14 protein-coding genes are annotated in these 13,343 nt (G+C 60.4%); 9 read left to right on the top strand and 5 right to left on the bottom strand.

The annotated features are described in order from the left end of the window. Window positions 1–48 precede the first annotated feature (48 nt). Genes M5G26_RS11505 through M5G26_RS11490 form a run of 4 tightly spaced genes read right to left on the bottom strand, consistent with a single transcriptional unit; the run spans window position 49 to window position 4,290 of the window. A complete protein-coding gene (locus M5G26_RS11505) occupies window positions 49–1,170 on the bottom strand; it encodes an agmatine deiminase family protein (RefSeq protein ID WP_273915361.1) in 1,122 nt (373 codons plus the stop codon). Between the two features lie 49 nt (window positions 1,171–1,219). Next, the gene (locus tag M5G26_RS11500; RefSeq protein ID WP_273915360.1) at window positions 1,220–2,323 is read right to left on the bottom strand and encodes an extracellular solute-binding protein; all 1,104 of its coding nucleotides are present in this window, start codon (window positions 2,321–2,323) and stop codon (window positions 1,220–1,222) included. A gap of 1 nt (window position 2,324) precedes the next feature. Next, window positions 2,325–3,233 (bottom strand): N-carbamoylputrescine amidase, encoded by a 909-nt coding sequence (gene aguB, locus M5G26_RS11495; RefSeq protein WP_273915359.1) that lies wholly within the window; start codon window positions 3,231–3,233, stop codon window positions 2,325–2,327. Window positions 3,234–3,237: 4 nt separating this feature from the next. Next, a complete protein-coding gene (locus tag M5G26_RS11490; protein WP_273915358.1) occupies window positions 3,238–4,290 on the bottom strand; it encodes an agmatine deiminase family protein in 1,053 nt (350 codons plus the stop codon). A 111-nt stretch (window positions 4,291–4,401) separates the two neighbouring features. Here M5G26_RS11490 and M5G26_RS11485 point away from each other — a divergent pair, with 111 nt between their 5' ends. Then, entirely contained in the window at window positions 4,402–5,262 is an 861-nt protein-coding gene (locus M5G26_RS11485) for a LysR substrate-binding domain-containing protein (protein ID WP_134177154.1), read from the top strand. On the opposite strand, the gene M5G26_RS11480 is transcribed toward M5G26_RS11485, so the two are convergent. Beyond that, on the bottom strand, window positions 5,240–6,166 hold the full coding sequence (locus M5G26_RS11480) for a LysR family transcriptional regulator (protein ID WP_273915357.1): 927 nt from the start codon (window positions 6,164–6,166) through the stop codon (window positions 5,240–5,242). The genes M5G26_RS11485 and M5G26_RS11480 overlap by 23 nt on opposite strands. Before the next feature lie 115 nt (window positions 6,167–6,281). Between M5G26_RS11480 and M5G26_RS11475 the strand changes: the two genes are divergently transcribed. The 8 genes from M5G26_RS11475 (at window position 6,282) to M5G26_RS11440 (ending at window position 13,053) form a co-directional block, all read left to right on the top strand. Beyond that, on the top strand, window positions 6,282–6,674 hold the full coding sequence (locus tag M5G26_RS11475) for a RidA family protein (RefSeq protein WP_134177156.1): 393 nt from the start codon (window positions 6,282–6,284) through the stop codon (window positions 6,672–6,674). Between the two features lie 89 nt (window positions 6,675–6,763). Beyond that, window positions 6,764–7,483, top strand: a complete 720-nt coding sequence (locus M5G26_RS11470; RefSeq protein WP_273915356.1) for an SDR family NAD(P)-dependent oxidoreductase — start codon at window positions 6,764–6,766, stop codon at window positions 7,481–7,483. 128 nt (window positions 7,484–7,611) lie between these two features. Continuing rightward, the gene (locus tag M5G26_RS11465; RefSeq protein ID WP_273915355.1) at window positions 7,612–8,475 is read left to right on the top strand and encodes a putative selenate ABC transporter substrate-binding protein; all 864 of its coding nucleotides are present in this window, start codon (window positions 7,612–7,614) and stop codon (window positions 8,473–8,475) included. Beyond that, on the top strand, window positions 8,472–9,269 hold the full coding sequence (locus M5G26_RS11460; RefSeq protein ID WP_273915354.1) for a phosphonate ABC transporter ATP-binding protein: 798 nt from the start codon (window positions 8,472–8,474) through the stop codon (window positions 9,267–9,269). The genes M5G26_RS11465 and M5G26_RS11460 overlap by 4 nt, the downstream gene beginning before the upstream one ends. Then, the gene (locus M5G26_RS11455) at window positions 9,263–10,087 is read left to right on the top strand and encodes a PhnE/PtxC family ABC transporter permease (protein ID WP_273915353.1); all 825 of its coding nucleotides are present in this window, start codon (window positions 9,263–9,265) and stop codon (window positions 10,085–10,087) included. Before M5G26_RS11460 ends, M5G26_RS11455 begins: the two co-directional genes overlap by 7 nt. Beyond that, a complete protein-coding gene (phnE, locus tag M5G26_RS11450) occupies window positions 10,084–10,851 on the top strand; it encodes a phosphonate ABC transporter, permease protein PhnE (RefSeq protein ID WP_273915352.1) in 768 nt (255 codons plus the stop codon). The genes M5G26_RS11455 and phnE overlap by 4 nt, the downstream gene beginning before the upstream one ends. Window positions 10,852–11,039: 188 nt before the next feature. Continuing rightward, a complete protein-coding gene (locus M5G26_RS11445; RefSeq protein ID WP_273915351.1) occupies window positions 11,040–12,719 on the top strand; it encodes an MFS transporter in 1,680 nt (559 codons plus the stop codon). A 118-nt stretch (window positions 12,720–12,837) separates the two neighbouring features. Next, the gene (locus M5G26_RS11440; protein ID WP_273915350.1) at window positions 12,838–13,053 is read left to right on the top strand and encodes a hypothetical protein; all 216 of its coding nucleotides are present in this window, start codon (window positions 12,838–12,840) and stop codon (window positions 13,051–13,053) included. The last annotated feature ends 290 nt before the right edge of the window (window positions 13,054–13,343 follow it).

Raw genomic sequence — 13,343 nt, 5'->3', positions numbered from 1 at the left:
GTCATGTTGTTGTGCGCCGATAGTTGGCTTGATCCGCCAAAGAGTCAATCACGCCTGTGGTTGATGGCTGGTGACGCAGTGAATTCCACCCCCGCCAGCGGCGATGGCATCGATGTTGAGCTGGACGATTTCGCGCTGCGGATACAGTTGCGAAAGCAGGTCGAAAGCCTTTTTGTCTGCCGTTTTATCGCCGAACTCTGGGGCGATGATCGCGCCATTGATCACGAAGTAATTGATGTAGCCGGCGGCGAAGTCCGGGTTGTTTTTGTTGAACTTGCTTTTGCGTGGATTGAGTGGCGGCGACATCGTGTGGATCTGCAATTTTCGACCGTCGGCATCGGTGGCGTTCTTGAGGATTTCCAGGTGCGCCAGGGTGACCTTGTGATCGTAGGATTCAGGGTCGGTGTCGAGGTTGGCAATCACCACGCCGGGCCTGATGAAGCGTGCGTAGAAATCAACGTGGGCGTCGGTGATGTCCTTGCCCTTGATCCCCGGCAGCCAGATGATTTTGCGCAGGCCCAGGCGCTCTTTCAGTTCGGCTTCGACATCGGCCTTGCTCCAGTCGGGGTTGCGATTGCGGTTGATCCAGCTGCTTTCGGTCATGATCCCGGTGCCGTGACCGTCGACCTCGATGCCGCCGCCCTCGCCCACCAGATCGGTGCGGATGTAGGTGGCTTGTGCGTCGTCGGCCATCAGTGCGGCGATCTTCGCGTCCTTACTGTGCTGCTGTTTGCCACCCCAACCGTTGAAGTTGAAGTCCACCGCGCCGAGACCGCCCTTGTCGTCGATAACGAAATTGGCGCCGATGTCGCGCATCCAGATGTCATCGAGCGTGGCGGTGACGTAAGTGATGTTGTGCGTGCCGCAGAATTCTTCGGCGAGGCTGCGCTCGTTCTTGCGGCAGAACACGGTGACCGGTTCAAACCGGGCGATGGCACGGGCGATACGGCCGAGGGCTTCTTGAACGTCTTCGGTGAAGTCTTCCCAGATCGCGTCCTGCGCGCCGAAAGCGATGTAGGCGCGCTCATGCTTATCGCCTTCGTCGGGCATGAACCAGCGGCCTTGCGCAGCGGCGAACACTTTGCCCGGCGACAGGCCAAGGCCCATAAATGCAGCGCCGACGCCGGCGGCGACCGTGACCTGTTTGATGAATTCGCGACGAGTCGACATGTTGCTTTTCCTGTAGAAAAAAGGGCCGGCGCAACACGCCGGCCATGGATCATTTGCCAGTGGCAGTCTTGAATTTGGTCCAGGTGCGCATGCGCGCTCGCATGTCGGCCTGGGGAATGTCCTTGCCCGGAATCAATCGAGCATAGGTCGCCTCGTCGAGGTAGATATCCGGGTTGTCGCGCATGCTTTCATCGACACTCGCCCGCGCCTTGGCGTTGGAAGTCGGATAACCGGTGAAATTGCTGATCGCTGCCATGTTCTCGGGGCGCATGACGAAGTTGATAAACGCGTAGGCGTATTCCGGATGTTTGGCGTCGACCGGAATGGCCATGGTGTCCATCCACACCGTGGTTCCCTCGCGTGGCACGCGATACTGGAAGCGCGTGTGTTTGCCGGCGCTGTCCGAGGTGCGCTGGGCCTGGGTCATGTCGCCGCTGTAGCCGAGCGACAGACACAGGTTGCCGTTGACCAGATCGGTCACCGGTTGCGACTGGTACTTGCGGATATACGGACGCAGCTTCATCAGCAGCTCGCTGGCCGCTGCCAGATCTTCCGCTTTGCCGCTGCGCGGATCGCGTCCGAGGTAATTGAGCACCACCGCCAAGGCTTCGTCCGGCGAGTCGATCATCGAGATTCCGCAATCGGCAAACTTCGCCGCCAGCTCCGGTTTGAACAGCATGTCGAGGCTGTTGACCGGTGCATCGGCCATGCGTTTTTTGATCTGCTCTTCGTTGTAGGTCAGGCCGATGGTGCCCCAGGTGTAAGGCACCGTGGCTTTGCTGGAGTGCTCGTAATGGCCGCGCAGCTTCTGTAAACCGGGTTCGATGTCAGCCAGTTCGGTCAGTTTCGCTTGATCCAGCGGCATCAGGCTGCCGGCGCGCATCAAGCGCTCGGCCACGGTGTCGCCGGGGAAGATCAGGTCGTAGCCGCTGCCGCCAGAGAGCATCTTGGCTTCGAGGGTTTCGCTGCCGTCCATGACGTCGTAAATCACCTTGATCCCGGTTTCGGCGGTGAAGCGGCTCAAGGTGTCTTCGGCAAAATAGTCGGCCCAGTTGTACAGCCGCAGGGTTTTGTCTTCGGCGTGCAACGACGGCATGACGCACGTCAATGCCATACCGATCGCGCCGAGCAATCGCTTGTGTTTGATAGCCATGTCAGACCCCTTGAGTGTTCCAGCGTGCGTGGAGGTGGCGACCGTCCTGACTCAGCAGCGGGCCGTACATTTCCGGACGACGATCTCGATAAATGCCCCAGCTCAAGCGCTCTTCGCGCATGGCGGCAAGATCGACGCTGTGCAGCAAAATACCGCTGCTGTCGCGATCTGCGGTGGCGAGCAATTGGCCCTTGTGATCGCTGATGAACGATGAGCCGTAGAAGCTCATTTGCAGGCTCGGATCGGTGGTCGCCACTTCGCGTCCGACTCGGTTCGACGCCACCACCGGCAGCAGATTTGCAGCGGCATGGCCGCGCATGGTCATCTGCCAGTGGTCGCGGGAATCCAGCGCCGCGCAGCCCGGTTCCGAGCCGATCGCAGTGGGATACAGAAGTACTTCGGCGCCCATCAACGCCAGGCAACGGGCAGTTTCCGGGAACCACTGATCCCAGCAGATACCCACGCCGAGACAGCCGAACGCGGTGTCCCAGACTTTGAAACCGGTGTCGCCGGGGCTGAAATATTCCTTCTCCTGATAGCCGATGGCGTTGGGGATATGGGTCTTGCGATACACACCCAACAGGCGCCCATCGGCATCGGCCACACTCAGCGAGTTGAAGTAGGCATTGCCGGACTTTTCGAACCAGCTCAGCGGCAATACCACGCCCAACTCGCGGGCCAGAGCGGCGAAGCGTGCGAGTACGCGGCTGTCGCGATACTCCTCGGCCAACGCCATGTGTTTATGGCTTTGTTCGATGCAGAAATACGGTGTGGCGAACAGCTCCTGCAACAAGATCACTTGCGCGCCCTGCTGCGCCGCTTCGCGCACGAGTTGTTCGGCGCGATCAAGGTTGCCCGGTAAATCCCAGCTGCACGGCATCTGGGTAATAGCGATGGTCAGAATGCTCATGCTTTCAACCTCTCAGCGGCCAGGCCGGCTGCTGCTGGGTGATGCAATGCACCCCGCCGCCGCCATGGGCCAAATGATTGATCCGCACCGGCACCACTTCGCGGTCGGGGAAGGCTTGCTCCAGCACTTTGGCGGCGACGTTGTCAGCCTCGATGCCATACGCCGGCATGATGATCGCGCCGTTGGCGATGTAGAAATTGGTGTACGAGGCACAGAACACTTCGGCTTCGGTGTCGACCGCATCGGTGGCTTCGAACAGTTCGATCAGCTCGAATTTACGCCCGTTGGCATCGGTGGCCAGTTCCAGCGCACGACGGTTTTCCCGCGCCACTTCGGCGTACACCGAAGACTGATCGTGGGTGGCATCCACCAGCAACACGCCCGGACGGGCAAAGGCACAGACGCCATCGACGTGGCCGTCAGTCATATCGCCAGTGACGTAATCCGGATCGCCCGGCAACCAGATGGTTTTCTTCACGCCGAGCAAACGGCTGAAGATTTCTTCCATCTCGGCCTTGCCGATGTCGGGGTTGCGATTGGGATTGAGCAGCACCGATTCGGTGGTGATCAGCGTGCCTTCGCCGTCAACGTGAATCGCCCCGCCCTCGTTGCTCAGCGGCGTGCCAAAGCATTCCAGGCCGAGGTGATTGAGCGCACGACGCGCCAGACTTTCGTCCAGGTCATGCGCCGACTTGCCGCCCCAGGCGTTGAAGCGCCAGCTCACACCAGCCAATCCTCGTTGCGGATGGCAGATAAAGGTCGGGCCAGAGTCGCGGCACCAACTGTCGTTGACCGCCAGCGGGATCAGCTCGATGTTCGGCCCGCACAGTGCTTTGGCGCTGGCGACCGCCGACGGATCGACCACCAGTTTCACTGGTTCGAAACGGGCGATGGCGTTGGCGACGCGAGCGAAATCTTCCTGCACCTGCGCCAGGGTCACGCGCCAACCGGATTCCCACAACGTCTGGTTGTGCGGCCAGACCATCCACGTCGCGGCGTGGGTCACCCACTCTGCCGGCATCATCCAGGCGCTGTTTTTATTGTCGTTGTGCTGCATGATAAGCCTCGTTAGTTAAGCCAATGTGTTCACACCGACCATGCTACGGACGCGCAAACAGGCAAACAAACGATGGATTTTGCGGACAACTGATTAGAGGAACTTATCGATATGCTTAAGCACTGGCCGCCACTCAGTTCTCTGCGAGGCTTCGAAGCCGCCGCCCGGCTCGGCAGTTTTCACAAGGCAGCCGAGGAGTTGAACCTCACGCAGTCGGCGATCAGTCAGCAGATCCGCAGCCTTGAGGCGTATCTGGAACAGCCGCTGTTTTTCCGCAGCGGTCGCAGCGTGGCATTGACCGATGCCGGCCACGATTTGCTCAGCACCACGCAAGCGATGCTGCAGCAATTGGCGGTGGGGATTCGGCGTCTGGGCCAGTATCAGAAACCCAATCAACTGGTGCTCAACACCACGCCAGCGTTTGCCCGGCATTGGTTGTTGCCACGCTTGGCGGACTTTCGCGCGCAGCATCCCAAGGTCGATCTGTGGATTTTCAGCACCGATGAAGTGCCGGACATGGCCACCCAGACGATTGATCTGGCGGTGCGCGACGACATCAGCTCGCAGGCCGAATGCAGCTTCAAAGTGCTGCACGCTGATCGACTCTATCCAGCCTGTCATCCGAGGGTTTTGGCGTTGCCGGCGGCACAACGCACCACATTGCATGGCGAGCGGGAAATGGACTGGAGCCACTGGGCGGTTGAGGCCGGGATCGATGTGGGTCAGCAGGATCAGGGCCTGAACTTCTCAGACCCGGGATTGCTGCTGGACGCCGCATGTTCAGGGCTCGGCATCGCGCTGGTGAGCCAGTTACTCAGCCGTCAGGCGCGGGCAGATGGCCTGTTGCAGCCGCTGGTCGAAGACACCATTCGCGGGCCGAACTGGGCGCTGCTGACTCATCGCGACAGCGAAAACGACCCGATGGCGCGCAGTTTCAGCGAATGGCTGATCAATAACCTGGGCGATCAATGACCGGTGCATGCGCCGCCATTACCTCGACAATCCAGTCGATGAATACCCGCAGCTTGAGGCTGACATGCCGGTTCGGCGGATAGGCCACATAGAGCGGCATCGGTTCGAGTTGCCAGTCCTCAAAAAGCGCTACCAGTTCGCCCTGCGCTTCGTGAGCGCTGGACATGTACTTGGGCAGCCAGAGTACGCCCAAGCCCGCCAGACCTGCCGCAAGGTAAGCGTTGCCGTCATCGACTGCCAGTACGTGGCGGCCTTTGATTTGCAGGTTTTCACTGGCGTTGTGCAAGGCATACGGCACCGGTTTGCCGGTGCGTGCCCAGAGGAACCCGACCACCCGATGATGGCTGTCTTCCAGCTCCCGTGGATGCACCGGCGTGCCCACGCGCGCCAGATATTGCGGTGCGGCAAATACACCCAACTGCAGATCGGCGACCTTGCGCGCCATCAGCGACAAGTCCAGCAGTTCGCCACCGCGCACCACGCAATCGACATTCTCATCAATGATGTCGACGATGCGGTCGCTGACGCCCATGTCGATCTGGATATCCGGATAACGCGCGTGAAACTCAGGCAGGGCCGGCACCAGAATCAACCGTGCCAGCGGACTCGGTACGTCCACGCGTAGCCGCCCCTTAGGCAACGCCGCCGCGCCGGGCAGGCTGGTTTCGGCGTCGTCCATATCGGCCAGCAACTTGATCACTCGCTCGTAATAAACCGCGCCGTCGTTGGTGACGTTGACCTTGCGCGTGGTGCGGTTGAGCAACTTGACCCGCAGCCGCGCCTCCAGTTGCTGAACCAGTTGCGTCACGGTGGTTTTGCTCATGTGCAGGGTTTCTGCCGCTTTGGTGAAACTCCCCGCCTCGACCACCCGGGCAAAGGCCTGCATTGCGTCAAAACGGTCCAAGGTGCGCCCTCGATTGTTTGGATTTCACAAACAGTGAACGCCAAGCTTGCGCGTTTATCGCCCGCCTGCAAATACCTACAGTGGCTCCATCAACTTAAATGAAGGAGACACTCCCATGACTCAGCGCGATGTTGTTTTCCCCCCTGCCCGCCGCGCACTTTACGAGCGCCATCGTTACTCGCCGGCGGTGCGTTCCAACGGCTTTCTGTTTGTCTCGGGACAAGTCGGCAGCACCGAGGACGGCACGCCAGAGCCGGACCTGCAAACCCAAGTGCGCCAGGCGTTCAGCAACCTCAATGCAATCCTCCATGAGGCCGGTTGCACGTTCGACGACGTGGTCGACGTCACCGTGTTCATCGTTGATCCGCAGTCAAAGTTCGAAACGATCTGGAATCTGGTCCTGACCGAATTTTGGGGTGAGGCGCCGCACCCGACCGCCACCGCGATTGGTGTGACGTGGCTGTATGGCTTTGATTTCGAGATCAAGGTGATCGCCAAACTACCGTAAATATCCGGACACACCCATTCGTTTGCCATTTCAGAGGTCGTCTGTTTGCATGCTGTCCCACATCAGCATTCAGATCAGGGAGACGATCGATGAACATTTTGGTGGTCGGTGCCAGCAAGGGCTTGGGCAAGGCTTTGATCGAAGGTTTGGGCAACGCGGGAGACACGCTGATTGGCGTTTCCCGCACGCGCCCCCAGGACTTGATCGTTGATGCCGAGCGCAACGTACGGTGGGTAGAAGCCGACCTGATGTTTGCGGCAAAAGCGGCGCACACCATCGAGCAGGCGGTCATCGATGACGGACTGGATACACTGATCTACAACCTCGGCATCTGGGAAACCTTGGCCTTCGATCCAGCCTATGCGCTTCTCGATTCCCCGGACGAGGAAGTGCAAGCCATCGTCAGTTGCAACATCACCTCAACGATCCTGCTGATCAAACGCCTGCTTCCCCTTCTGCTGAAAAGCGCCCATCCCAGAATCATCCTCACCGGATCAACCTCGGGCCTGCCACAAAGCGGGCGCCCGGAAGTCGCTTTCGGTGCCTCGAAATTCGCTCTGCGCGGGATTGCCGATTCATTGCGCGAAGGCTACCGACACCAGCGTCTGGCGGTGACCTGCCTGAACCTTGGGTATCTGAATACAGAGGATCCGCTGAGCACCCCGCTAGATCTGGCGGCGCAGCGTGGCGGAGGTCAGCTGATTCCTGTTCACGACGTCGTCCAGATGGTGCGTATGATTTTGAGTCTGTCTGCGGCCAGCTATGTCAAGGAACTCACCCTCCCAGCAATTCTCGACGAGCGATTTTGACTCCGCTATCCCCATGGCTCTGGTCTTTGCGCGTGTGAGTACGTATAACCTCGCCGATTCGTCTACCCTCACGTAGCGCCCTATTTCAGCTCTTCACACCTTTTGACACCCCTGAAACGGAGATTCCCATGCTCAAACGCACCCTGGCACTGACCGCCGGCCTGGCCCTGTCCTTTTCTACCTTGATGGTGCAAGCCGCCGACGTTTTGCGCGTCAGCGCGATTCCCGACGAAGCCCCGACCGAACTGCTGCGCAAATTCGAACCACTGGGTGCTTATCTGGAGCAGCAACTGGGCATGAAAGTGCAGTTCGTCCCGGTGGCGGACTACCCGGCGGTGGTTGAAGCACTCGCGACTGATCGCCTGGATATGGCCTGGCTCGGCGGTTTCACCTTTGTCCAGGCACGCTTGAAGACTGACGCGACGACGCCGGTGACCCCGTTGGTACAACGCGAACAGGATGCGCAGTTCACCAGCAAATTCATCACGGCTGACCCGAACGTGAAGAGCCTCGCCGACCTGAAGGGCAAGACCTTCGCTTTTGGCTCGGTGTCGTCGACCTCCGGCAGCCTGATGCCGCGTTACTTCATGCTGAAAAACGACAACATCAAGCCTGAAGCGTATTTCAGTCGCGTCGCCTACTCCGGCGCGCACGATGCCACCGTGGCCTGGGTGCAGGCTGGCAAGGTTGACGCCGGTGTACTGAACGCCAGCGTCTGGCAGAAACTGGTCGATGCCGGCAAGGTCGACACCAACAAGGTCAAGGTCTTCGCCACCACCCCGACCTACTTCGATTACAACTGGACCGTGCGCGGCACCCTCGATCCGGCGCTGGCGGCGAAGATCAAGAAAGCTTTCCTTGATCTGGACCCGGCCAACCCTGAGCAGAAAAAGATTCTTGATCTGCAAGCGGCCAGCCGCTTTATCGACACCAAGCCTGAGAACTACAAGGGCATCGAGGAAGCCGCCCGCGCTGCCGAACTGCTGAAATGATCCTGAGCCTCAAACAGGGCGGCCTGCGCCACGCCAATGGCGTCGACGCCCTGCGCGGTGTCGACTTGCAGATTGGCGTTGGCGAACAGGTCGCCATCATTGGCCCGTCCGGGGCCGGTAAATCGAGTTTGCTCAACCTGCTGGCCACCGCACTGCGGCCCAGCAGCGGCGAGATCGAAGTGCTCGGCGAGCGTGCCTGGCACTTGTCGGCCCGTCAGCGTCAACGCCTGCGCGCGCGCATTGGCCTGGTGCATCAGGCGCCGCCGCTACCACCGCGTCAGCGCGTCGTCACGGCAGTGCTGGCCGGCAAACTCGGCCAATGGAGTCTGGGTAAAAGTCTTTTGAACCTGCTGCATCCCCTGGATGTGGCCGGGGCGCGGGCGGCTCTGGCGCGACTGGATCTGGGCGAAAAACTGTTCGCCCATTGCCAGCAATTGTCCGGCGGCCAGTTGCAACGTGTCGGCATCGCCCGCGTGTTGTATCAGGCACCGGAAATTCTCTTGGCCGACGAACCGGTGTCGGCAATGGATCCGGTTATGGCCGGGCATACGCTGTCGATCCTCTCCCGGCATGCCCGCGAGCACAACGTCACGCTGGTGGCGAGCCTGCATGCGGTGGATCTGGCGCTGTCGCACTTCCCACGGATCATCGGTCTGCGCGACGGCCAGATTCTGTTTGACTGCGCCTCCGATCAAGTCAGCCCCGAGATGCTCGATGCGCTGTACGCCAACGAAAAACTGCAATCGCCGATCGCTGCGGTCGCGCCTTTGACTGTGCAGATTCCACGATGCTGAAAGCCGATTCACGCGATCCCGCTGCAGGTCCACGGCTGCTGCTGACGCTATTGGCGATTGCCTTGCTGTGGCCGGGCATTCAGCTCAGTGAGCTGGATCTGGGCGTGTTGCTGCCCGACAGCCAGAATGAAATGGGCCGTTTTGTCGCGCAATTCTGGCCACCGGCGCATGACGAAGGGTTTCTCCAGCTACTGCTCAAAGCCACCCTGCAAACCTTGGCCATCGCCACCGCCGGCATGGCATTGGCGCTGTTGTTGGCGATACCCGCAGGGCTGATTGCCAGTCGTGCGCTGTCGCTGTCCGCCGCCTCGCGCGGTGGTGTGCCCAGTCGATTGGGGCGTCTGCTGCGCTGGCCGGTACGCGGGCTGCTGATTTTTTTGCGCAGCGTGCCGGAAATAGTCTGGGCGCTGTTGTTTGTCCGCGCCGTCGGGCTGGGACCGGCGGCCGGGGTGCTGGCCATCGCCATCACCTACAGCGGCATGCTCGGCAAGGTCTACGCGGAGATTTTCGAGTCTACTGATCAGCGCCCGGCGCACGCACTGTTGCAGGCAGGCAGCGGCCGACTGGCGGCGTTTGCTTACGGCACGTTGCCCAATGTCGCCGGGGAACTGCTCTCCTACACGGTTTATCGCTGGGAATGCGCAATCCGCGCCTCGGTGGTGATGGGGTTTGTCGGCGCCGGAGGCTTGGGTCAGCAGATCGACCTGTCGATCCGCATGTTCGCCGGCGGTGAAGTCGCCAGTATTCTGCTGTGCTTTCTGATTCTGGTGCTGGCCGCCGATCAACTCAGCCGCTTGCTGCGCTGGAGGCTGACATGAATCGGCTGATCAACCTGCTGCTGATCGCGGGCATCGCGCTGGCAGTGATTGCCTCGTTCGCTTATCTGGGGCTGGATCTCGGTGAACTGGGCAGCGCCACCAGTCTCAAGCAGATGGGCGCGTATGTGCAGCGTTTTCTCAGCCCGGATTTGAGTGCGGATTACCTCAAGGCAATCTTCCATGGTTCGCTGGAAACATTGGCCATGTCGGCCCTCGGCACGCTACTCGCGGCGGTGTTCGGCATCGTTCTCGCCCTGCCCGCCGCCGGGCGCTTTGGCTGGCCGCTGCAAAGTGCCTCGCGCCTGTTGCTCAACGCTTTGCGGGCGATTCCGGAACTGGTCTGGGCCGCACTGATGGTGCTTGCCGCCGGCCTAGGGCCGAACGCCGGCACCCTCGCCCTCGCCCTGCACACCACCGGCGTGCTCGGCCGCTTGTTCGCCGAAGCACTGGAAAATACCCCGGCACAACCGGCCGAAGCGATTCGTTTGCAGGGCGGCAATCCAATCCTCGCCTTCTGCTACGGCACCTTGCCCAATCTCGCCCCGCAACTGCTCGCCTACATTCTGTATCGCTGGGAAAACAACATCCGCATGGCCAGCGTGCTGGGTTTTGTCGGTGCCGGCGGGCTTGGGCAGATGCTTTATGTGAGCCTGAGCCTGTTTCAGGAAGCGCAAGCGAGTACGGTGATTCTGGCAATGCTGGTGCTGGTGTTTGTGGTCGACTGGTTGAGTGCGTGGAGCCGCCAGCGCTGGGTGAAGGCGTAGTGTGCGGGCCGGCGGGTGGATATCTGGCAAAAGCTGATTATGCTTCAGGAAACCTCGCAGCCATGCGAGGCGGTAAGACTGTGCAAGTTTCACGCGAGAGCAGTTGCGGCATACGCCACAAGGCCAGAGTGCGATAAGCGGTAACGGGGGACTCCGGCCTACAACAATAAGCACGACGGAGAACACCCATGGCCACAATCGACACAGCATCCACCGGCAGTCCACCGCGCAGCGGCGGCATCACCAAGGAGGAGCGCAAGGTCATCTTCGCTTCGTCTCTGGGCACGGTTTTCGAGTGGTACGACTTTTACCTCTACGGTTCACTGGCGGCGATCATCGCCAAGCATTTCTTCGCCGGCGTCAACGAAACCACCGCGTTCATTTTTGCCCTGCTCGCCTTTGCCGCCGGGTTCGCGGTGCGACCATTCGGGGCGATTGTGTTCGGCCGGCTCGGCGACATGATCGGGCGCAAGCACACGTTCCTCATCACCATCGTCATCATGGGCGTCTCGACCGCGATCGTCGGTATTTTGCCCGGCTACGCGACCATCGGTGTCGCTGCCCCGGTCATCCTGATTACCCTGCGCCTGCTGCAAGGTCTGGCGCTGGGTGGCGAGTATGGCGGCGCCGCAACCTACGTGGCCGAGCACGCGCCGCGCAACAGACGCGGCTTCTTCACCTCGTGGATTCAAACCACCGCGACCCTTGGGCTGTTTCTGTCGCTGCTGGTGATCCTCGCCTGCCGCACCGCACTGGGCACCGAAGCCTTCGAGGCGTGGGGCTGGCGGATTCCGTTTCTGCTGTCGATCCTGCTGCTGATCGTCTCGGTGTACATTCGCCTGCAACTGAGCGAGTCGCCGGTGTTCCAGAAAATGAAGGCAGAAGGCAAGGCGTCGAAAGCGCCGCTGACCGAATCCTTCGCGCGCTGGGACAACCTGAAAGTGGTGATCATGTCACTGCTCGGCGGTACGGCCGGGCAAGCGGTGGTCTGGTACACCGGGCAGTTCTATGCGCTGTTTTTCCTGCTGCAAACGCTGAAGATCGACCCGCAGACTGCCAACCTGCTGATCGCCGGCTCACTGCTGATCGGCACGCCGTTCTTCGTGATTTTCGGCAGTCTTTCTGACCGGATCGGGCGCAAGCCGATCATCATGGTCGGCTGTATTCTGGCAGCGCTGACCTACTTCCCGATCTTCCATGCGCTGACCCAATACGGTAACCCCGATGTGTTCATCGCTCAGGAGAAGAACCCGGTCAAAGTGATCGCCAATCCCGACCAGTGCTCGTTCCAGTTCGACCCGGTGGGCAAGGCCAAATTCACCAGCTCCTGCGACCTGGCTAAAACCCTGCTGGCGAAACGGGCGATCCCGTATGAGAACGTGATCGCCGAACCGGGCACCGTCGCGCAAGTGCGCATCGGCGATAAAGTTGTCGAGAGTTTCGAAGGCAGCGCCCTGCCCGCCGCCGACTTCAAGGCTCGCAACGATGCGTTCACCGCGACCCTCGGCACTGCGCTCAAGGAGGCCGGTTATCCGGAGAAAGCCGACCCGGCGAAAACCAACTACCCGATGGTGTTGCTCCTGCTGACCGTGCTGGTGATCTACGTGACCATGGTTTATGGCCCGATCGCGGCGTGGCTGGTCGAGCTGTTCCCGACCCGTATCCGCTACACCTCGATGTCACTGCCGTATCACATCGGCAACGGCTGGTTCGGTGGCTTCCTGCCGACGGTGGCTTTCGCCATGGTTGCCGCGACCGGGGATATCTACTACGGCTTGTGGTACCCGATCGTGATTGCAGTGATGACGGCGGTGCTGGGCACGTTCTTCCTGCCGGAAACCAAGGATCGCGACATTCTCAAAGACTGAAAACCGTCAGCGCGCCCTCTCCAGCGCGGGAGGGCGCCATTCGGCATAACCTGGCAAAAATATCGAACGCCTGCCGCACTGCCTGCCTCCAATGTTTACACCACTGGAGGTCACCAACATGAACAGCGACGATAAAACCCCGCACGCCCCGCCCACCGACACGTCCGGCAAACCGGTGAATGTGGTCGAGCGCGATCTTGCAGACCGCGACGATGACACCGAAGCCGTGGATAAGGTCATCACGCCCTCGTCCACAAGAGTGAAGGAACAAGACGCCGAGACGCTGCAGCGCAAGATCGATGAGATAGAACGCGTCGTGGCCGACGGTAATTAGTGTTTTTGCAGGCGATCGCAACAGTCTGCTGGCTCTCCCCCCTCACCCCAGCCCTCTCCCCCAGGGGCGAGGGGGGAAGGGAGCCGATTTGTGTGCTTTTCAAATCTTGCGTTCAACTCGGTATTTCAAGTCGGCGTAACTTGCAAAAACACCTCGGTCAGTCCCCCTCCCCCAAGGGCGAGGGGAAAAGGGAGTCGACTTTTGCGCTTTTCAAATCTTGCGTTCAACTCGGTATTTCAAGTCGGCGTCACTTGCGCGAGCAACGCGGTCTGATCTGGTCAAACGATACT

Source organism: Pseudomonas sp. TNT2022 ID642 (assembly GCF_028656995.1).
Lineage (GTDB): Bacteria > Pseudomonadota > Gammaproteobacteria > Pseudomonadales > Pseudomonadaceae > Aquipseudomonas.
The sequence above is the reverse complement of the archived record's forward strand: the minus strand, read 5'-3'. Positions and strand labels throughout refer to the sequence as shown.

What these genes read in the sequence shown, in the direction of transcription:
- M5G26_RS11505 (WP_273915361.1), bottom strand. Translation starts at nt 1,170, where the DNA reads ATGTCGACTCGTCGCGAATTCATCAAACAGGTCACGGTCGCCGCCGGC.
- M5G26_RS11500 (WP_273915360.1), bottom strand. Translation starts at nt 2,323, where the DNA reads ATGGCTATCAAACACAAGCGATTGCTCGGCGCGATCGGTATGGCATTG.
- aguB (WP_273915359.1), bottom strand. Translation starts at nt 3,233, where the DNA reads ATGAGCATTCTGACCATCGCTATTACCCAGATGCCGTGCAGCTGGGAT.
- M5G26_RS11490 (WP_273915358.1), bottom strand. Translation starts at nt 4,290, where the DNA reads ATGCAGCACAACGACAATAAAAACAGCGCCTGGATGATGCCGGCAGAG.
- M5G26_RS11485 (WP_134177154.1), top strand. Translation starts at nt 4,402, where the DNA reads ATGCTTAAGCACTGGCCGCCACTCAGTTCTCTGCGAGGCTTCGAAGCC.
- M5G26_RS11475 (WP_134177156.1), top strand. Translation starts at nt 6,282, where the DNA reads ATGACTCAGCGCGATGTTGTTTTCCCCCCTGCCCGCCGCGCACTTTAC.
- M5G26_RS11470 (WP_273915356.1), top strand. Translation starts at nt 6,764, where the DNA reads ATGAACATTTTGGTGGTCGGTGCCAGCAAGGGCTTGGGCAAGGCTTTG.
- M5G26_RS11465 (WP_273915355.1), top strand. Translation starts at nt 7,612, where the DNA reads ATGCTCAAACGCACCCTGGCACTGACCGCCGGCCTGGCCCTGTCCTTT.
- M5G26_RS11460 (WP_273915354.1), top strand. Translation starts at nt 8,472, where the DNA reads ATGATCCTGAGCCTCAAACAGGGCGGCCTGCGCCACGCCAATGGCGTC.
- M5G26_RS11455 (WP_273915353.1), top strand. Translation starts at nt 9,263, where the DNA reads ATGCTGAAAGCCGATTCACGCGATCCCGCTGCAGGTCCACGGCTGCTG.
- phnE (WP_273915352.1), top strand. Translation starts at nt 10,084, where the DNA reads ATGAATCGGCTGATCAACCTGCTGCTGATCGCGGGCATCGCGCTGGCA.
- M5G26_RS11445 (WP_273915351.1), top strand. Translation starts at nt 11,040, where the DNA reads ATGGCCACAATCGACACAGCATCCACCGGCAGTCCACCGCGCAGCGGC.
- M5G26_RS11440 (WP_273915350.1), top strand. Translation starts at nt 12,838, where the DNA reads ATGAACAGCGACGATAAAACCCCGCACGCCCCGCCCACCGACACGTCC.